This window comes from Aquitalea sp. FG25 (assembly GCF_057809375.1).
Map to the genome: position 1 here is coordinate 116,024 of NZ_JBMDJV010000010.1, position 20,018 is coordinate 136,041.

Genomic DNA, 20,018 nt, shown 5'->3' on the forward strand with positions numbered 1-20,018 from the left:
CGCTACGGCGGGTTTTTTCTTGTGTGAGCCTTGTGCTCAGAAACTGCCCATGTAGCGCAGCGTGTCCGCCACCGGCTTGCCAGCGATGAAATCGCTACAGGCTTGCAGCACGCTGTCGGTCAGATCGGCGCGCTGCGCGCTGACCGGCAGCACCGGCAGGCTACGCATCCAGGTCAGCTGGCGCTTGCACAACTGGCGGGTGGCGGCCACGCCGCGTTCGATGAATTCTGCCTCGCTGCATAGCCCGTCCAGATAGTCCCAGGCCTGGCGATAACCCACGCAGCGCATGGATGGTAAATCAGGTGTGAGCGTCGGGTATTCCTGACGCAGACGGCGAACCTCGCCCAGAAAATCCTGCTGCAGCATCAGATCAAAGCGCTGGGCAATACGCTGGTGCAGCCAGCTGCGCTCTTCCGGCACCAGTGCCAGCGGCAGGCAGTTAAAGTCGGCGGCGGCTGCCTTGCCCCGGGCAATCAGGCTGGACATGGTCTGGCCGCTGAGCAGGCAGATTTCCAGCGCGCGGTGAATGCGCTGCGCGTCATTGGGATTGAGACGGGCAGCGGTGTCCGGGTCCAGCACCGCCAGTCTGGCGTGCATGGCGGGCCAGCCGATACGGCTGGCTTCGGCGTCCAGTTCGGCGCGCAGTGCCGGGTCGGCTTGTGGCAGGTCGGACAAGCCTTCCAGCAGCGCCTTGTAGTACAGCATGGTGCCGCCCACCAGCAGCGGCATATTGCCGCGCGTGCGGATTTCCGTGATCAAGCGGTTGGCATCGGCATGAAACTGGGCGGCGGAATACGTCTCCAGCGGGCTGATGATGTCAATCAGGTGGTGCGGACAGGCGGCCATTTCATCAGGCGTGGGTTTGGCGCTGCCGATATCCATGCCGCGATACACCAGGGCCGAATCCACGCTGATGATTTCCACCGGAAAATGGCGGGCCAGCGTCAGCGCCAGGCCGGTTTTGCCGGAAGCGGTGGGGCCCATCAACAGGATGGCGTCGGGTGTGTGTGACATGGTGTGGTCTTTGTACTGGCTGGGTCTGGGGCGGGATTGTCGCACAGCTGTATCCGCCCCGGAACCTGCTTTTACGGGTGTTGCGCCAGCAGGCTGGCGGCGTAGCTGTCCAGCTGTTGCAGGATGGCTTGCTGGGCGGGTGTCAGCTCGCGTTCGCGCACGGCTGCCATTTCCTGCTGGAATTGCGCCAGGCTGCGTCCGCCCACGCCGTCCTGCAGCTTGTGCTGGCACCAGTCGCGCCAGCGCTGGTTTTCCTCGCCAGACAGGCTGGTGGGGAAGTTGCGCGCGCGGTAGCGAAACAGCAATTCACCCAGTTGGGCATCTTCAAAAAAGGCCATTTCGCCGGTCAGTTGGGCGGCAGATTTCAACCGCAGCTTGTTCAGTACCTTGCGGTCGTTATTGCTGACAAAGCCGCCGTACAGGTTTTCATCCACATCGCGCGGCTCGCCCGCTTCGCGGCGATAAACCTGCCGCCAGGTGTGGATGAGGTCGGGCAGGGCGGCGGCGTTGGCGGCATGTTGCTGAATCTGAGCCATGTCTACGCCCCAGTGGGCGGCCCGGTCCGCGCTCAGTACCTTGAGGTTGGCCACGACAAACGGCGATTTGTTGATGTGGATGGTCTTGAGCGGCAGCCGGGTGACGCCTTCGGGCAGGTCTTCGCTACGGGTGTAGATGCGCTGGCGGATGTCATCCGCGCTCAGGCCGCGCAGCATGGCCGGGTCGAAGGCCAGGTCCCACACGATAACTTCATTGCCATTGGTGGGGTGCTGGGCCAGCGGCCAGACAATCGCCAGATTGCCGCGCTCGGCGCCATACATGCCGGAGATGTGCAACAGCGGCTGCGGTTTGTGCAGGTTCAGCTGTGCCTTCACCGCGTCTTTCTTGCGCAGGCTGAGGTAATAGTCGAACAGTTTGGGCTGCTTTTGCTTGATCAGCCGCGCCAGTGCGATGGTGGCGCGCACATCGGACAGCGCGTCATGAGCGGCTTCGTGCAACAGGCCGTTGGCGGCAGACAGGTGTTCCAGCTTGAAACTGGGGCGGCCATCTTCGTGCTGTGGCCATTCAATGCCTTCCGGACGCAGCGCATAAGTGGCGCGGACCAAGTCCAGAATGTCCCAGCGGCCACACTGGTTTTGCCATTCGCGGGCATAGGGGTCGATCAGGTTGCGCCAGAACAAAACGCGGCTGACTTCATCGTCAAAGCGCAACGAGTTATAGCCCACGCCGATGGTGCCGGGAGCCGCCAGTTCGCGTTCGATCACGGCGGCGAATTCATGCTCGGCCACACCTTGTTGCAGGCAGTGCTGCGGGGTAATGCCGGTGAGCAGGCAGGCCTCCGGCGCGGGCAGGTAGTCGGGGGCGGGCTGGCAGTAAATCATCAGCGGCTCGCCGATTTCGTTCAGCTCGGCATCGGTGCGCACCCCGGCAAATTGCGAGGGGCGGTCCTGCCGTGGCACGGCACCGAAGGTTTCATAGTCGTGCCAGAAAAAGGTATGCATGGCGGTATTGTCCCGGTGGAACGAGGCAGAGGCTGGCAGTCTGCGGCAAGGCTGCCGGGCGGCGCAAGGTCTGGCAGGTCAGCTCTGGTGGAAACAGCGGCCGCACACGGCACGGTAACGCGCCTCGCCGCCAATCTCCACCTGCGGGCCTGCTATCACCCGGCTGCCATCGGCATTGATGCGGATGTGCATGGTGGCTTTCTTGCCGCAGGCGCAGATGGTCTTGATTTCTTCAATCTCTTCGGCGCGGGTCAGCAGCCAGGTGGAACCGGGAAAGGGATGGCCCTGAAAGTCCACCCGCAGGCCAAAGCAGATGACCGGGATATTGCGGGTGTGGGCCAGCCGGTGCAGTTGGCATACCTGTTCTGGCGTCAGGAACTGGGCTTCGTCCAGCAGGATGCAGCTGATGCCGGCCCAATCCAGTGACAGGAAGTCGGTATCGCCGGCAAAGGTGTGCGCCTGACGCTGGATGCCCAGCCGGGAGGAAATCATGCCCACGCCAAAGCGGTCGTCGATAGCGGCGGTATACAGTGCCACCTGCTTGCCCATGGTTTCGTAGTTGTTGGCGATCTGCAGCAACTGGGTGCTCTTGCCGCTGTTCATAGAGGCTCTTAATCCCTAATTATACAACTTTTTATCAAAATTCTGATAGTAGCCAGTTTTTACAATGCTCTCTGGGCGAATCATGTCTTTTCAATACATACATTGGAATACAAACTTTCTTCATGTACAGGGAGAAATTACACAAGCAGAGAACTAGTCACGGCTTGCAGAGCACAAGTTCGTCGGCTATCCGATTCACTCCATGTGTCCAAAAAACGGGCCACTCTAGGTTGAAGCGGTCAGTATGAGGAGTGCTTAACACTTGCGCGCTTTCTTTCGTTGACGGGGTGTCGCATTTTGTAGCTCTATCAGTTTCTCAGCGTCGCTGAGCTTTGTAGATAACGAAAGACACCAGAAGGCCATTGTAAAGAACGGGATAAGACAGGACAGCCGCTGTGGCCAAGTCAGGTTGCCTGTGAATGCTGGTGAAACGCCAGTCAGCGGTGCCACGGTTGGCCACATACCAATGGTGGCAAAGACAAAGTAGAAGGCTGCTGCTGTCTTTTTACTTGCACAGCGTTTGAACTTACTTCTCCAATGTGGCCTGTACTGCATATTGCAGCCAGAAGGAAAATCAACAATTTCCAGGTATTTCTTGCAATGCTCGTACTGTGTGAAAGTCCGGCTGCTTTCCGCAAACGTAAGCAAATACTCAGCCTCCTTGCTGGTGATGTCGGCACCCGCGGTCAGTGCTGCATAGCCGAGCCTGCGCACATAATGGGATTGGCCTGAGCGGGAGTCTATTTCTATGAGCTGCTTCGCAAATTGGTAGTCAGAATGCAGGCTTGCCCTGAAGTCAATACGCACAAACTTCCATAGCGGGAGGATAAGAGCACTGAGTAGACTTATAACCACCGCAGCAAAGTTAATGAGAGGTTGTATGGGTATGTCTGTCATTTCGTTATGTTCTCATAAGAATGGTATTTTTTTAATACGTCAACTTTTTGAAAAAATAGGCTCACTGTTAAAGTCTACTTCTGACTTTTTGGCGTCTTATTCATTGAAATGTCTCAGTGAATAAGACGCCTGCTGGGTGGCTTAATAAAGGAATGGTATTTTATGTATATAGACTAAGCATGCTCTTGTTCTGTGGATAGTTTTTCTAAGTATGAGATTAGTTCCTGACTAGAAATGTCGTGTCGACTGGTGCCATCTGCTGGTGCTTTATTAAGAACCCCACGATGTTTTGGTTCTCCAAACCAGATACATATTTTCTTAGCTCTTGTCACGCCAACATAAGCAAGGCGTAGCATCTCATCATTTTGCATTTTATCGAATGAGCTCTTAAAGCCGGCCTCGTGGTAGAGTATATTTTTAAGGGAGTTGGTGCCAAAGCTTTGACAGTCTCCAATAATTATTACATATTCAGCCTCTAATCCTTTGCTTTGGTGAATCGTAGTGGCTAAGAATCTTTTGTCTTTTATTTTTTCATATGCTTGACAGTCTGTTGTTTTTCTAGAAAGTAAATAGACATTTTCATTCTTTTTTGCAAGGTTGAGTAGTAGTTCAATTGCCGTTTCGATGTCGTTATTTTTGTAGCTTGATATGCAAAGTAGTGGGTGATTTATTTCTTTTACTTCACTATTTTCTGCGCGACCATTTTTTACGCTTCTATCTTCCTCAGATATTCGGTGTATAAATCTCTCGGCGGCATTAATTATAAGCTGAGATGACCTATAGTTTTCATTCAGATAAAGGGGGGTAGCATCTGCACCTTTAAAGAACTTAGGGAAATCTAAAAAAAAGTGTGGCGAACTACCTCTCCAGCCATAGATTGACTGCCAATCATCACCCACGCAAAGTAGAGTTGGTTGCTCCCTATCTTTTGTTCGCCTTTTTAACTCGGTATGCATGGCAATAACAAATTTTACAATTATTGGGGAGATGTCCTGAAATTCATCAATCATAAGGTGTTTCATGCTAAATAAGGTTCCTAAATCCACCTTTTTTTGCATCTCCGTATCTTCACTTATACGTAGAAATAGCTGATTGAAAGTTACTATTTTTCTTTCTTCTAGTAACTTGTAGAGTGCTTTATAGAATACTGAAGTTGCATAAATGAAATCAAATTCAATACTATTCAGTTTGGATGCAAGTCTATCGTAAAGTTCATCAGGCTTTATTCCTATATTTTCAGAAAATATTCCAAATTTGTGGAGGGCAATAAAGGCTGGGCTTGTATCGCGCTCGCCGGGTGTGATAATTTCAAGGACTGGACTATCGTAGCCCTTTCCTGTTTTTATTATGGATAATTGCTCGCATAGCCTAGCGTAGTCATCTTTGTCTTTGATGTAGCGGATACGCTTGTCGTTAAGAATGATTAGATAGTCACGCTTGTTTATTGCTGCAAATAGTGGTGAAAATTTCTTTTCATCTACAATAATTTCTTTTGAACTTATTTTGTCATATTGCCCAAGTATTACATACGTATCAGATTCCGGGATGTAACCATTTGCATAGAAAATTTCCTCTAGGCATTCTAATTTACATTGCAACTCATTTTTATCTCTTGTTAATATGCCGGGAATAGGCCAGCATCCCATTTCCGCCCATTTCTCTTCTAAGTGGCGGCATAGGGAATTGTCGTATTTACTTGCTCTGCTGATGAATTTTATCTTTTTCCTGAATTGTTCTTCTTCGATTTCTGTTTGAGTAATGCAGGCATGTATAAATAAATTTTTAATGGAGTCTTTGAATGCGTTATCTGATTTATAGCACTCGTTGTATACTTCTTTTAAGATGTCAATTTGAGGTGCTGTAAGCTTAAATTTAAAGAGGGATGATATTGTATTTGCCTTTTCAATTGCTTCATTAACTTCGGCAGGTGCATTAGATTTTTCATCAAGGAATTCAAATATTTTACTTCTAGGGTCTAATGTGTCTCGAGCAGCTTCTAAAACTTTAGAGTGGAATGTCCTGACGATTGTTCTAGCTTTTTCCTCAGGAATATTTATTCCCCAACGAGTGGCCTCTTTAGAAAGCTTGGATATGAAGTCTGCCCGTGACTTGCGTGTAAAAGTAAAGACGGACATTTCAGTTAGGTGCACTTTGCAGAATTTGTGCAGGAAAAGAATGCGACTAACTAAGGTTGTTGATTTTCCTGAGCCGGCACCAGCGCCGACTAGAGTTGCAATATTTTTATTGAAGATAATTTTTTCTTGGCTAGAGCTCGGGCCAATCTTCTTTCCATTTCTCTCGTGGTGTAATATTTTCAGTGAAAGTTGAATTACTTCTTCATTAATGGTGATAGAGTTTTTTCCTTGATAAAGCAACGCTGTTGCCATTGGCATGACAGCTTCAGGTTTTTTTGTAACTAATTGAATTTTTGTTTTTTTGACATGGGTTGTTAGCTTATTTTTGGCCTTTTTTATTATAAAAAATGATTTGAGCCAATTGACTATCAGGGTCATCATACCTTGTAATTCTCATTAGTTTGAAAATGAAATAATATGACGACCACCAAGAGGTGGTCGTCTGAGTCAGGCCCGCAGCCAGTTTGGACGAACTGGCTTAGGGGCATTGCCAAATAGGTGCTCTAGGTGCAAGTAAAATAAATGATAATGCTTTTCAGAAATTTCTGCCATTCCTCGTAGCTCGTAAAATAGCTCAAGGTCCTCTAGTGATTGTACTGGCCAAGAAGTTGACCAGTCACCTCTTTTTATAGCCAGAGGGTTCCATTTTATTTTCTCCAATCGGTCCCAATAAATTGGGAGTGGAGGTAACGTCAGTTTTCCTACAGCTAAACGGCAATTCCTACGGAATTGCTTCTTTAAGAAAGTGTAACTACTGTAATTGCAGAATATTTTGACGAGCGACATGTCTTTCTCCGGTTGTTTCCTACATAACCGTATAGCGAACTTATGCATGATAAAGACACATTTCACTTTTCAATGAGCTTCATGAGGAAGCCCACCTCTGCTGGGGCTAGGTCACCCAGATAATGTGTTCCGGCTTCGAAAGGGTCCTCAACTCTGCTCAGATTGAACACCATGATGTCGCTGATGCTCAAAAGGTCTTGCACTCCAGTAACAAACTTTAAGGCCGCTTTTTAGCGGCCTTTTTGCAATGCTTCCTTAAAATGCAGCTAAAATAGCGTGCTACTCCCTACCGGGGAGACGTCGGAGGTGTGCGAGGTGATGCCTGGCTTAAAATCGTCCGTCGTGCTAAGGGTCCTATACTGAATTTTCATAACTCTCACCAGGCAAGCTATGGCTCAGTACGAAATTTCCAAAAAAGTAGTAGACCTCTCCGCCTTATCGAATAAAGCTATTAATGACTTACTTAGCCCCTTGGTAGGCAGAGCGGGTGAAGTGGTCTGTCTCTGCCATCCATGCCGACCGTCCATGTATATTTCTCGGCGTGGAAGTAATTACTTTCCAGCCAAAGACAAGAGTACAGGCAGCCTCCATGACAAGCTATGTCGCCACCACGACTTAACTTCCACTGATGTAGCGTCTTGGGGCTACACCTTGGAAGCGGTCAAGAGTGCCGATGAAGAATTACTGGTAAGGTTGGCTAAACCATTGAAGAAATCAGCCGAGTCTGTGGTACCTACTGCGTCAACATTCCACTTCAAAAGGGGGCCATCGCGTAGGGTTGTAAACCGTATGACGGAATTGGGATTACTCCACCTGTTGTGGGAGCGAGCTGGGTTGCATATCTTCAATCCAGACCTCCCAGTGGATTCGTTATGGACGAAACTCCGCCAAGCCGCCTATGGTATCCGCCCGACTGGGCTCAATAACCTGGAGTATGGCCTGTCTGACCTTCTACTACTGCCGTTACACGCTGAAACGCCAAACCAGAATGCACGAAATTTCGCAAAGTTCAGCGAAGCTCGGAAGAAGAGCAGGTTTGTGTTGTTTATCACTCGGCTTAAATCGGCGGATGTAACGGCTCTAATGGCAGCGGAAGCTAATGACTATTCGATGAGGGCGATGTTTGGGGTTAACTTGTCGCTCTTTACTAACTGCGCCAAACCTGTACTCGACTCGATAAGGCTAAGCTTTAGCGAAGAGCTCGCTTACTCACAAGCTGACGGTCACGATGTTATCGCACTTGGTATCGCTCAACCATACGGCACAAAGAGCTACGCCAGAATCAGCTCAATTGTACTCATGCCGGTCGTAGCGGAGCATGTGCCGTTTGACTCCAGGTATGAGCGGGATTTCGCCCATGAGCTTGTCCATCGTAGCCGGTGGTTCAAGAAGCCGCTTAGGTATCAGGCTGACCGAGATATGCAGGTGCATCCGGATTTTGTGCTTCTCGATACTCCTGAACCCATAGTCGTTGAAGTATATGGAATGGTGACTCCCGATTATCTGAAACGTAAGCAGGAAAAGCGATTTATCTACGCCAGTGAGGAATACCCGTTTACTTGCTGGGAATGGGATGCAGTAGCCTGCGGTACTCTGACTCAGTGGTTGGAGGAGAATCCGTTGCCCCGTGCTGTGTAGTTTTTGTATGGGCCACAAGATAGCCAAGCCAGCTTGGTGACCTAGCTATCAGAGCCCTTCAACAGACTTTATTGTGTCACGAAAGACTAAATTGTGGGCTTTCATCTGGAGCTGTTTTTCCTTCGCAGCTTAAACCGGTAATAGTCTGTTAACTGGAAAGTGGTTGCTGTTAATAGGGAAATATAAGTTCAAAACCCAGAATAGTCTGTCATACCTGTGAAATTACCTAGGTTATGTGCCTACTAATTGAGCGACAAGGAGTAAAAGTCTGGTTTTAGTTTTGCACCTAGATGTCGACTCATCCCTTACAGAGGCTCTGATGAGCACTTCCCTCGTGGACTTCGCTTGGATAGGTAACCTTTCCCCCGAGTATCTTTCTTGATGCAGAAGTAGAACCTATTTCGACCATATTCGCCATACATATCGAAGATGTAAGCCGTGTCGTGTGTTAGTAGCTGTACTGGCGTTTGGTTTTTATCTGGGGATTTAAAACTGTAAGGAATGCAGGTGCTGGGCGATGTTGGATTAGTTTGTGGGCGCGTTTTAAGCCACGGCTCCCATTTAGGTTTTTGGCCACATTATCGAACACCCCCATGTATACCCCTTGTCCGAGCAGAGCATATGGAGTTTCTTCTTCGATAGGCTTTGTTGCACAAATCAGGGCTTGAGCCCGTCCGGTAGAATGACCGCATGAGCAAGCCCCTCCCTCCCAAGTACCAAACCATCAACTGGCAAGCCTACAACCAGGCCCTCAAGCAATAAGGGCAGTTACTCCTCTGGCTCGACAAAGACATGAATTGGCTGGCCCCGCTACTGGCAAGCGGGGGCGTCAGCCAACTTTCTCCGCCGCCGCCATTCAGTTCTGCCTCACCATCAAATGCCTCTTTGGTCTGGCGCGATGGCAAGCTACAGGCATGGGCGAAAGCATGTTGCACCTGGCTGGACTTGACTGGGCCGTTCCCGACTTCAGCACGCTTTCCCACCGGCGGAAAGACCTGCAGGTGCGCATCCCGGTGCAGAAGAAGCAAGGTTGTCTGCATCTATTGGTGGATAGCACCGGCATCAAGATGATGGGTGGCGACTTTCTTTATCCTCAAGGATGCGCATGGTACCCATTCGAAGGTGCCCGGCAGCTGTACGTAGGCATAACAAAGCTGTTCTTTTGGTGGCATCGCTTACTCCATCTCAGAAATCATTGTATTGCGCTACTGGAATTCGCACGCGCTCCGGCCGGCGGGCCGCCTCGAGAATTTTGCCGTGCTCATCATCATCCGGGTTGGCTACGCCCTGTACCGACTCCAATAATCCGAGCTTCCACAGTACAGCCAGGAACGTTCCAAGTGCCACACCAGGGTCCCCCGTCTCAATGCGGTAAAGCGAGCGCCGCCCAATGCCGCACTCCTGCGCAAAAGTCTCGGTGCTCAAGCCGCGTCGCACACGTGCGGTTCGCACCCGCTGGCCGAGACCTGCGAGGAGGGTGCGAACCTCGCTCGGTACTGGCTCAGAAAATCTCTTGGCATGTTGGGTCATATATGGCTCGCTATGGCTGTTAGTGTGTCATATTAGGCCCAAATGGGGGGCGTCAAGTAATGTGCCATATTTGACTCGCAAACCGGGATACTGGGCTAGATATGACCCAATAATTCAGGTGCTGCTTGACTGCATCTTGTCTGGTTACTGTGCAGCAATGCCTTGTTGATGGCGGTATTGCGTCGTCAGCCCAAGCAGGAGGTGCTGGTGCATTCGGAACAGGGAAGTCAGTTCAGCAGTTACGACTGGCAAGATTTTTTGAAGGCACATCGCTTGGTACCCAGCATGAGTCGGCGCGGGAACTGCCACGACAATGCTGTGGCGGAGAGTTTCTTCCAGTTGCTGAAGCGTGAGCGTATCAAGCGAAAAACCTATCACGACCGGGAGGAAGCCCGGCGGGACATCTTCGATTACATCGAGATGTTCTACAACCCGAAACGCCGGCATGGTTCCGCAAACGGGCTATCGCCGGTAGAGTTTGAGAAGCAATATTTCCAACGGCTCAAGAGTGTCTAGAGAAGCCGGAGCGATTCATGGGGTGATTAGCGTTGCTGACTCAGTCCATACACAAGTCGGAATAGTTCGGCCTGATATTTGGCATCGTGTAAGGCATCATGGTCACCTTGGAGTGACGAATGTACATGCTTATCAATGGAACTTGATTTTGTTTCGTACCAACTACATCCTGTCGCCCCCATGAATAATGCTTTGATATCCAGTGCGGTGAAGCCAAATGGATTCTCGTTGAGATACTTTAGGAAGTAGTAGTTGACGAATGACCAGTCAAACGGAGCATTGAGTCCGACGAAAACTGGAGTTGACCCAGACGGGACATTTTCAGCAACCCATGTACTAAATTGCGTCATAGCTGCTACCGGCTCAAGGCCATCCCGTTGAGCCTGTTCTAGCGTCAAACCTGACACTTGTAAGGCCGCTTCAACCGCCTTGTCGTTAATCGGTTTGAGCATGACCGAGAAGTCAATTTCGGGGTTGTATGCCAAGCAGGCACCCAAGGTGAGCATGCTGTGCTCACCAACAATGGGGCCTGCCGTCTCAATATCTACCGAAATAAAGGCTTCTCGTTTTTTGCTCATTGTTCTACTCCGGTCAACGGTTATTGAATCAGTTAGCCATTACTGGCGAAGGCTGTAGTTCTTGAGCGGCCTGATGGAAGTGGTCTGCAGTTAGGGGTGAGCTGGGAAACGCCATGGCTACCGCAGCAGGATACAGCCGTGTGCGAATAGTCGCCATTTCCCCTGCGTAAGTAAGTTGAGCTTTTTCGTTGCTGGCGAATCCACATGCCGCCATGAGGTTGATATATTTTTCATATATTGGTATGCCATTACATTATTCAAGTGTGTATATCTAGCGGAACCAACTCTATTGCCCGGGCCAAGCTCTGGGTGAGCTGCTGGATGTCGGCCTCAGTGGTTATCACCGATGGAAGGGCAGGGGGCTCGGGCGGTTCGAGCAGCTTTACTCAGCAGCTTTCGCGTTTTTGCAGTTCGAAGTGAGACAATGGTTCTATCTGCACTCTCTTGTCTGCCCACGTTGTTGTGGACAGGGGCTTTGTTGCATAAAATCAGAGCTTGTGCCCGTTAGGTAGAATGACGGCATGAGCAAGCCCCTCCCTTCCTAGTACCAAACCACCAATTGGCACAGCTACAACCGGTCACTCATCTGAGTCTTCTCGACGCCTCGAGTCAGTGTGGATTCAGTATTTCTAAGTAAATCTTCAAGCAGAAACTGGCGGCGAGCAGCTGCAATGCCTGCAGCTAATATGGCTTCTGCCATTTTTTGTACGTGATACCGAGAACCACGTGCTGTAATTGTAATTTCAATGCTGCCATCCTGCCGTAGGCAGACGGTGGAAGGTTCTACATCACAGCACTTTTGAACGAATGGTAGTAAAAACTTTCCACTGTAGCGCTCAGAAGCAGCTAGGGAAGCGGTGACTGTATGGTTACACACATCTTCTTCGGTAAGCTTATGTTCTAGAATGGAAATGTTTTGTAGAAGGTCTTGAGAGTCGGTCGATTCTCTTGCTAATTGCAATGCGTTAAGCAACTGCGAATGCCAGTCATCATTGAGATGTTTGCGAAACCTATTTGGGCGAAATCTCATACAGCATGCCTTCACTGTTGCTTACCATTCAGCCCCCTAAGCGCAGTAACTGATTATGGTATGTCAGAAGATGGATGAACACTATAGTGTGGAACACTATGGTGTGTAGATTCTAGCATGAAAACACCTGACACTCGGCAAAAACTGGGACTCAGGTATGAATCGAATAGAAGCACTGGCAGCTGTAATAAGACGAACCCGTTTACAACGTAACATGTCACAAGAAAAGCTTGCAGAAGCTGCAAAGCTTCATAGGAATGCTATGGGACGTATTGAGCGAAGTAATGTTGTGATGTCCGTCGATACACTTTGGCAAATTGCTGATGCACTTGAAGTTTCTGCGGCCACATTGCTTTCAGATGCTGAGCATCTGGTGAAGTAGCTTCTTCGCTAGCTTGACTAAGGAGAATTTCCGCATCCTAAAGAGGTGTCAATTATGGGGGTAACACCTCTTCGAGCTAGCTGACTGGTTATCGAATCAACAGTATTTCATCGGCAACTCGACCGGCTGGCCATGGAACTCAGCCCAACACTGCCAGTTTCCACATTTATCTGCAGACCAGACTGCAATCGCTGGTGTTTGGCCGCGATTACCAATTATGACATTAAGATACAATTCGCGGTCCTTGCCAAAGGCTCGAAGATAGTCTTCCGTTGTCATCCTGTCTTGCCTAGATGGGCTGGGCCGGGACTCCGGATGCGTGTGCCACAGGCCGATTGCGTGTCGACCATGTTCATATTCAGTATTGCGTGCTCGCGTCGCGGCTTCAACATCCGGATTGTACGAATGCCAGCGGCGATGGTCTTCCGGATGGGGTCCTGTGACGGCATCGACTAGCAGACTTGAGGAGTACGGCGTCGGTGAGTAGATTTCGCCTCCTGCTTCAGTTTGGTTCCATGTACGTTGCGCATAGTCGTACATATGCTGAAGCACACTCTCGGTAAATAAAACATAGCGTGCCCTGTCGGGTGAAAAGAACGTGCGACAACTCATATGAACGGCCGCTCTTTCGTTACACCGACATGTTGCGCAGCGTCAGCAGCCCAGTCCCTATACGTCAACATAGGCCAATGCTTATCCAGAAATTGTCGGCCCCTTACCCAACTCAGAACTTTGGAGTTATCCACTTCACCGTCGACCACCCGAAGCGCATTTTCTGAGACCAATGCCACTGCATATGCTGCGTTAGCTGAAGTGTAGGCCTGGAAGCGACTGCTGCACCCAGGAACTTGTCGAATAACGTCCTCTGGCCAATCGACTGCTTCGAGCGAGTTGAGCCTGTCTTCCATGCAGGCCTGTTCCGAGTACCAAAGCGTTTCAGGTGTCAGCATGCAAACATGCGCTGCCGCGACGAACGGCTCCATCCAACCAATAATTAGTGGACATGGCTGTTTTCGCCGCGCCTCATTTAGATGCCATCGCACCTCAGGCTCCCCTGTTAAATCCAAAACTACATCAATGTCTTTCAGTGAGTTGGACTGTAGCCATCGCTCGGCCTTGTCGATGAAGGGTTTAATGAGACAATACGGGTAGTTCCGTTTGACGTCATCAGCGACAGCTTTGGCTTTTGCATAGCCGATATACTGAATACCGAGTAGGTGGCGTCCTAAATTCGCGGTCTCCATTGTGTCTGAATCAACAAGCGTGATATGACCAATACCCGCCTTTGCCAGTTGTTCAACGACCGGGCTACCGAGGGCTCCTGCACCGAATACGACTACATGCTTCCTTTGTCTAGCGGGTACCTGCGAAATCTGGTCCCGACCGACTGCCCAATCTGGGTCAACGCGTTCAACCAATAGCGGCTGCATGGCCGGGCGTGAACACCTCGCGCGGTAGTGGCCAACTTCTTGATGAATAACGGGTGGGCCGCCGGGCAGAACAAATGCGAACCCTCCCTCGCAATTTCGGAACAGGGCTACCCGATGTTCACGCAATCGCCGTTGCCGAAGACCCTGTTCAAGGAAACGGTGATAGTCTGCAGGGCTGAGTCGCGCTCTTAGTATCCGCAGCAAAGCATCTACATTTCGGGGCCATGTTTCTGGCACAAACGAGTACGATATTGGAATGTCGGCGATGATGACTCGCATACGCTGTTTTGCGTGCTGTCCAAGCGATGCAACTATACGCTGAACAAATTGATTATCACCACTACCTACCAAGATGAGCCGTGTTGGAAGCAGCAGGAGGCCTTCGCGAACCTGTGGCTTCTGCGGAACATTATCTACAGTCCAAACAACGCGCGCAGTGTCGTCATTTGTTCGAAGTCGAGCAACGTTGACAGCCCAATAGTTTTGAGGTTCTTTGGCAAAGTCCCCGTCTAGTTCGCCGTTACTCCAGGGGGCGAGGAACTCCGTGTAAAATCGCTGGACGAGTGTCTGCACGCGCTGAATCCCATCCAGTCCGCGGCCTGGTCCAGGGTCGCCATCTATGCAGAGAAGTCCATTATGTTCGACATGTGGCACTCGGAGCACTGCATCTGAAGGGAGGTGGATGCGCGCGATGGCCTGCTCAGGGAATCCTTTCGGCAGGATGAGTTCTGCGAACGCAATTGAGTAACCGGCAGAAAGCTTCGGGAGCTTAAGGTGGCACGCGATTGAACCATCACGCCTGTGGGTGACCGGCTCAGCCAGCACCCCCACGAGCGCATTGGTAAGAGCCTTAATTTCTACACTCATGATTCTTTGTCATGCGAGGCCCGAAGTGCGTGGAGCCGGTGACGGAGGTGCCGGAGTTGTCAGGCGTGGCCATGAGTTATCGTCGCTGCCCTTAGGGCTACCTGCAGCAGCACAACCGAAGACCTCAAGGGTCTTTGTCGTCATTTCTTTGGGGTCGTCTAATGCCGCAATGGAGGCAAGGTCTGCTTGCAAGAGCCTACACCAAGTCTTGAATGCCATTGCACGTTCACCTTCGTCTGTGTTCCAGCGCTCTGCAAAGTTTTCATCAACCACCGTTGGGTTGGCCAAGTAGTAGCCCAATCCTGGATAATAGGGAATCATTTCTGGCAACAGTTCGGCTAGGGCAATAAGAGCATCCACGACGTGAGTGAAAGGCGTTCGCATACCATTCTCAATCAAGTCAGCGAGACCTTCATAGCATGCGGTCAGAAGCGTCACCAAGATAATGGAGATTGGCTGTGTTTCCTCCGTGAGATAGTGACGATGAACGCTAATGTCGCGATGTCGTTTGAAGAGGCGAATTGCCACGCGCAGTGTTTCTTCAACCTCAACACTTTGCTTGGGAACCGGCTCAATGCTTGCACGCAAGCTATCATATGCTTCCATTGCAGTAACTAGGACAATGCTTTTTTCCGAAACGCGATTGACCCAGTTCCGGATACCTGCCGGATTTGAAGTCTTCCATTTCTCTGTCGGGGTGTCGACCACAGCCAATGCAGTAGATACAAACTCAAGTTCGGGATTTTTTAACCCGTGGACCTGTCGACTAGTCAATGGAACATTCCGCAAAGGAACTGAGGGAGTAAATTCGAGATAGAACGCCCTATTGGAAAGATTTATTTTCCAGCAACGCTTTTTCTGCTCCACATCCAAACCATCTAGGGCGGTGCCGAAAGAATCAAAGAATGTCATTGGGTTTTGAGCCTCAATCTTCGAAATATCAACCTCGCAGACAGCGTCAATGTCAAATTTACGATTCCCAATAGTACGAATCAGCGTCTTGGTGCTTGCGGAACCTTGAGGAAAGATTTTGATAGCACTAAGAGGCCAGTTCAGCTTTGAGGCCAATAGATTGGCAATGTCCTTGTAGGCAGCAGATGCCTCATCAATTACATCTTGCTTCACGGTAATGTGGTCGTTGACTAGGCTCAAGGCGTGCGCATAGGGCTCACGCTTCTTCCCCCTATGTACCCGTTTTCCGAAACCTTCGATGCTGTCGAGTAGAACAGCGTCTAGTCCTTCCATTGAGGGTGTCAACGACTTTGATAGAACGGAAGTGGCACGGCGACGGCGTTCAATAGCGCTCTCAACGAGTGCTGCGTTTTTAGACATGGTCATCCAAGAGCTCCTTCAGCGAATTGAGATTGGGGGCGTCGCCCAGTAGTGGGAAGGACGCTGTAGCCATTGGCATGACCCCAGATGGTTATTCTCTTGCGGGACAGTCGGTATCGAACACATGGCGCCTGTCGGCCTATGAGAAGGTGGGCGCAATTGATAGAGATAATTCAGTCATGGTTTCGTTGCGTTCCCATCAATGACGATACTATATTTAATACCAAGTGGATATACTATTTGCTCAAATCTTAGAGTCGCCTCAATATGGTCCGTCTGGCTTTTTTAGGAGTTCTTGCATGTCAGTTTCTGGGGGCAGTTCAGCATCTTCCCTGCACTCTATCGGACTCACTGATGATGAATTAGCGTATTTGCTCCGGGACCTCTTGGCGACCGGGAAAGAAGCTCTTGTGGTTGTCAATCAGTTCACCTGCTGTGTGCGTTCAAGGGTAGCTTCAGCCGATGTGTGGGTCTTTGAGGGAATTGGTGACCTCGGTGTTGACTCTTTGAATGCCATGGTTACGTACTTCAGGCGTGGGGTTGTCAAATGGGCAGTGACTACTGCAGCCGACCCAAAGGATGCAGACCTCTCGACCTTAGTGGTCACAACCGCAAAAAAAAGCGTGGTTAAGACTTGGCAGGCAGCTATGCTCGGTGCCACCACCTACAAGGGGCGTACTGGTGAGGTGAAGTCAAAAACTGCTCAGAAGGTGTTCATGGCATCAGCATGGCGCTGCCAGTTCGATGGGTGTGGTGAAGACCTGTCATCACACTTCGCGACAGAGGAGCACGCTAATTACAGCTATCTCGCACATATCGTTGCTTCCTCCGTAGATGGCCCACGAGGCGACGCAGTCCAGTCACCACTGTTAGCTGATGATGCCGAGAACATCATGTTGCTCTGCGATAAGTGCCATCGACTGATTGACCGAGTGGCTCCGGCCTTTTATACAACGGAAAAGCTTCGTGCAATGCGTGCCCGAAACACCTCTGATGTAAAGCGCCTACTTTCCGGCCTTCAGTATCCGCCGGCCGAGCCAATCATGCTCATAGGTAACGTTACAGGGCAACCTCATCACTACTCGAAGCGGAACGTCGAAGATGCAATGCTTAATGCTGGCCTACGCCCTAGTAGAGATTTGCCAGAATATTTCTGTTACAACAGCTACATTCAGCACAACCCACATTCGGTGGCATACTGGGGCTGTCTCTTTGAATCGCTTTCCACCGACATCCCCCGGCTGAAAGCCCTTTTGAATGGTTCTGCGCGAGGTCATGCACGACCTCACCTTGCTGTCTTCCCGGTACATGGCACCTCAGTTTTGATGTTGGGTGGTCGGCTTATAGGTGATACTGCAGGTGTTTCAGTCTTTCAGTTCCACCGAGACCAAGTAGCGGGCAACCAGGGTGGTCAGTGGGCCTGGCCATCTAATGTTGCAGAACCAAACCTCGACAAGTATCACTTGGAGGTCCTCAAGGACTTCTCCGGAGGGAGTGAAGCATGCCTGCTAGTATCCCTGACTTTCGACATTGCTCTCGATAGACTGGCTATACAATGCTTTGATAGTGGTCAGTTGCAGTTGCCCACCCTCAAGGTCACCGCAGACCGGCTTGGCTCGGATGCCATCGGGCATCCGAAAGACTTGGAGCTTTTCGGTGTCAAACTTGATGAGGCTATCCGGACACTCCAGGACCAATGGAAAGTCGAGCGCATTCACATCTTTGTAGGTGCCCCGGCATCTGCCTGTTTCCGGATTGGGCAGAAGATGCAAGCACGAAACCAAGCTACCTATGTCTGCTATGAAACCGACCGGGGCTTTGGTGGCTCATTTAAGCAAACTATAGAAATCTCATCAACGGTGGTCTTGGGGCCTGGTGGTGAGCAAGCCGTACTTTGAAAATGAGCCCGGGAAGTTTGAATCGCGCCTTCTTTCCTAGACACCTCGCGAGCCTCACACCGGGCCCCACAAGGAGGTGTCATGAGCAAACCGCGTTTCCCCGAAGAGTTCAAGATTGAAGCAGTCAAACAGGTAACCGAGCGTGGTTACCCTGTGGCCGAAGTCGCCAGCCGCCTCGGCGTATCTGCCCACAGCCTGTATCAATGGCTGAAACGCTACGACCCCAAGCGCGCCTAACCGGCCGAACCTGCAGACCAGCAAGCCGAAATTCGACGCCTCAAGGCAGAGCTCAAACGGGTCACCGAGGAGCGCGACATCCTAAAAAAGGCCGCCGCATACTTTGCCAAGGAGTCCGGGTAAGGTATGCCTTCATCCGGGCCCACGCGCAGCAATTTCCAGTTCGACAACTGTGTTGGGTCATGGTAGTGCACCCCAGTGGCTACTACGCCTTGAGAGCCTCCCCGCATTCACCTCGTGTGCGCGAAGACCAGCACTTGCTGGGGCAAACCAAGCAGGCCTAGCTCGGGGGTTGCGGTGTCTATGGCTACCGCAAGGTATATGACGACTTGCAGGCACAGGGAGAGCGCTGCGGCAAACATCGTGTGGCACGGCTGATGAAGCAGGAGGGCCTGCGTTCGCAGACGGGCTACCACCGACGCCCTGGGCATTACCGTGGCCGTTCGGAGGTGGTGGCGCCGAACCACCTGCAGCGCCAGTTTACTGTGGATGCGCCGAATAAGGCCTGGGTGACGGATATCACGTACATCCGCACGCATGAGGGGTGGTTGTACCTGGTGGTGGTGCTCGACCTGTTCTCGCGGCAGGTCATTGGCTGGTCGATGCAGTCACGTATTGATAGAGAGCTGGTGCTGAATGCCCTGTTGATGGCGGTATGGCGACGTCAGCCCAAGCAGGAGGTACTGGTGCATTCCGACCAGGGAAGTCAGTTCAGTAGCTACGATTGGCAGGACTTCTTGAAAGCCCATCGCTTGGTACCGAGCATGAGCCGGCGCGGCAATTGCTATGACAATGCTGTGGCTGAGAGTTTCTTCCAGTTATTGAAGCGGGAGCGAGTCAAGCGAAAAACCTATCCCGACAGGGAAGAAGCCCGGCGGGACATCTTCGATTACATTGAGATGTTCTACAATCCGAAACGCCGGCATGGTTCCGCAAACGGCCTATCGCAGGTAGAGCTTGAGAAGCAATATTTCCAAGGGCTCAAGAGTATCTAGAGGAGCTGGGGTGATTCATTTTTTCATGCAGTGTAACTCTATCTTTAAGGGTGATAAACCACACATCATCTATCTCGCTCAGTGAAACTTTTTCTGGAATACCAGACTCCAGCTCTGGAACAATTTGCAGTCCATATGCTTTCTCTTTTTTGTACTGGAGCCAAGTAATCGCCCTCGCGTGCACGCTGGGGGATAAAAACATAAAGACAACTACTGGAAAAGCTTGTTCGAATATTTTGTAATCGCTCAATAACTTTCGTCTTGTTACTCGAGGGCGAGTGTTATTGACCAAGTCAACAACTGATAGGCAACCCTTTTTTTTGAAATAATATTTATCAGTCCAGTTGTATCTAAATTGGCTATCCTTGTTGCTGAATATTCCACCTGATGCACAAATCTTAACAAAAGCCTCGGGAGAAGTGACATGAAACATTCTGCCTTGCAGCTCTTTAAGAAGCGTGCGTGCAGCAATAGAAAGGGTTGTTTCGATGACCCGAAATCTCATTTTGATGTTACATTCCAATAATGTTTAAGTGACAATCGTTATTAACGCAATCCCACTAATGTAAAATTTAGGCAGGAAAGCTGGGCTTCAGAAGAGTACTCAATGCTTTTATTTGATAAAGAAAAGAGTCAATCCTGGCGGAAATT

General features: G+C 50.5%; 15 protein-coding genes and 3 pseudogenes. 6 read left to right on the forward strand and 12 right to left on the reverse strand.

The features are described from left to right. Nucleotides 1-36 precede the first annotated feature (36 nt). The 5 genes from miaA to ACODR9_RS10995 all read right to left on the reverse strand — a co-directional run bounded on the left by miaA (nucleotide 37) and on the right by ACODR9_RS10995 (nucleotide 6,529). A complete protein-coding gene (gene miaA, locus ACODR9_RS10975; RefSeq protein WP_488809303.1) occupies nucleotides 37-1,014 on the reverse strand; it encodes a tRNA (adenosine(37)-N6)-dimethylallyltransferase MiaA in 978 nt (325 codons plus the stop codon). A 71-nt stretch (nucleotides 1,015-1,085) separates the two neighbouring features. Next, nucleotides 1,086-2,513 carry an exodeoxyribonuclease I gene (gene sbcB, locus ACODR9_RS10980; RefSeq protein WP_488809304.1) on the reverse strand — a complete coding sequence of 476 codons (1,428 nt, stop codon included), beginning with the start codon at nucleotides 2,511-2,513 and terminating at the stop codon, nucleotides 1,086-1,088. 78 nt (nucleotides 2,514-2,591) lie between these two features. Further along, a complete protein-coding gene (locus ACODR9_RS10985; protein ID WP_488809305.1) occupies nucleotides 2,592-3,116 on the reverse strand; it encodes a thymidine kinase in 525 nt (174 codons plus the stop codon). 255 nt (nucleotides 3,117-3,371) lie between these two features. Then, a complete protein-coding gene (locus tag ACODR9_RS10990) occupies nucleotides 3,372-4,013 on the reverse strand; it encodes a hypothetical protein (RefSeq protein ID WP_488809306.1) in 642 nt (213 codons plus the stop codon). 173 nt (nucleotides 4,014-4,186) lie between these two features. Then, nucleotides 4,187-6,529 carry a UvrD-helicase domain-containing protein gene (locus ACODR9_RS10995; protein ID WP_488809307.1) on the reverse strand — a complete coding sequence of 781 codons (2,343 nt, stop codon included), beginning with the start codon at nucleotides 6,527-6,529 and terminating at the stop codon, nucleotides 4,187-4,189. 795 nt (nucleotides 6,530-7,324) lie between these two features. Here ACODR9_RS10995 and ACODR9_RS11000 point away from each other — a divergent pair. Together ACODR9_RS11000 and ACODR9_RS11005 are read left to right on the forward strand one after the other, a co-directional pair. After that, the gene (locus ACODR9_RS11000) at nucleotides 7,325-8,572 is read left to right on the forward strand and encodes a DUF1173 family protein (RefSeq protein ID WP_488809308.1); all 1,248 of its coding nucleotides are present in this window, start codon (nucleotides 7,325-7,327) and stop codon (nucleotides 8,570-8,572) included. Between the two features lie 690 nt (nucleotides 8,573-9,262). Beyond that, nucleotides 9,263-9,648, forward strand: a pseudogene (locus tag ACODR9_RS11005) (transposase); the annotation flags it as partial. Nucleotides 9,649-9,757: 109 nt separating this feature from the next. Here ACODR9_RS11005 and ACODR9_RS11010 read toward each other — a convergent pair. Beyond that, nucleotides 9,758-10,102, reverse strand: a complete 345-nt coding sequence (locus tag ACODR9_RS11010) for a helix-turn-helix transcriptional regulator (protein ID WP_488809309.1) — start codon at nucleotides 10,100-10,102, stop codon at nucleotides 9,758-9,760. A gap of 147 nt (nucleotides 10,103-10,249) precedes the next feature. On the opposite strand from ACODR9_RS11010, the pseudogene ACODR9_RS11015 reads away from it, so the two are divergent. After that, a pseudogene (locus ACODR9_RS11015) lies at nucleotides 10,250-10,618 on the forward strand (IS3 family transposase); the annotation flags it as partial. Nucleotides 10,619-10,644: 26 nt separating this feature from the next. Here the strand turns inward: ACODR9_RS11015 and ACODR9_RS11020 are convergent. Next, entirely contained in the window at nucleotides 10,645-11,196 is a 552-nt protein-coding gene (locus ACODR9_RS11020; RefSeq protein WP_488809310.1) for a 3'-5' exonuclease, read from the reverse strand. Between the two features lie 568 nt (nucleotides 11,197-11,764). Then, nucleotides 11,765-12,226 (reverse strand): hypothetical protein, encoded by a 462-nt coding sequence (locus ACODR9_RS11025; protein ID WP_488809311.1) that lies wholly within the window; start codon nucleotides 12,224-12,226, stop codon nucleotides 11,765-11,767. Nucleotides 12,227-12,383: 157 nt separating this feature from the next. Between ACODR9_RS11025 and ACODR9_RS11030 the strand changes: the two genes are divergently transcribed. Next, a complete protein-coding gene (locus tag ACODR9_RS11030) occupies nucleotides 12,384-12,608 on the forward strand; it encodes a helix-turn-helix domain-containing protein (RefSeq protein WP_488809312.1) in 225 nt (74 codons plus the stop codon). A 96-nt stretch (nucleotides 12,609-12,704) separates the two neighbouring features. Here ACODR9_RS11030 and ACODR9_RS11035 read toward each other — a convergent pair whose 3' ends face one another. From ACODR9_RS11035 to ACODR9_RS11045, 3 genes are read right to left on the reverse strand one after another with little or no spacing between them, the layout of a single operon-like run. Then, nucleotides 12,705-13,220, reverse strand: coding sequence for a Mov34/MPN/PAD-1 family protein (locus ACODR9_RS11035; protein WP_488809313.1), 516 nt, complete (start codon nucleotides 13,218-13,220; stop codon nucleotides 12,705-12,707). Continuing rightward, nucleotides 13,217-14,905, reverse strand: coding sequence for a HesA/MoeB/ThiF family protein (locus ACODR9_RS11040; protein WP_488809314.1), 1,689 nt, complete (start codon nucleotides 14,903-14,905; stop codon nucleotides 13,217-13,219). The genes ACODR9_RS11035 and ACODR9_RS11040 overlap by 4 nt, the downstream gene beginning before the upstream one ends. 9 nt (nucleotides 14,906-14,914) lie before the next feature. Continuing rightward, nucleotides 14,915-16,243 (reverse strand): nucleotidyltransferase domain-containing protein, encoded by a 1,329-nt coding sequence (locus ACODR9_RS11045; protein ID WP_488809316.1) that lies wholly within the window; start codon nucleotides 16,241-16,243, stop codon nucleotides 14,915-14,917. Nucleotides 16,244-16,536: 293 nt separating this feature from the next. On the opposite strand from ACODR9_RS11045, the gene ACODR9_RS11050 reads away from it, so the two are divergent. Then, a complete protein-coding gene (locus ACODR9_RS11050; RefSeq protein WP_488809317.1) occupies nucleotides 16,537-18,135 on the forward strand; it encodes an SAVED domain-containing protein in 1,599 nt (532 codons plus the stop codon). A gap of 81 nt (nucleotides 18,136-18,216) precedes the next feature. Continuing rightward, nucleotides 18,217-19,367: pseudogene (locus ACODR9_RS11055) on the forward strand (IS3 family transposase). Here ACODR9_RS11055 and ACODR9_RS11060 read toward each other — a convergent pair. After that, nucleotides 19,354-19,872, reverse strand: coding sequence for a hypothetical protein (locus ACODR9_RS11060; protein ID WP_488809318.1), 519 nt, complete (start codon nucleotides 19,870-19,872; stop codon nucleotides 19,354-19,356). The pseudogene ACODR9_RS11055 and the gene ACODR9_RS11060 sit on opposite strands and share 14 nt — an antisense overlap. Nucleotides 19,873-20,018: the final 146 nt, after the last annotated feature.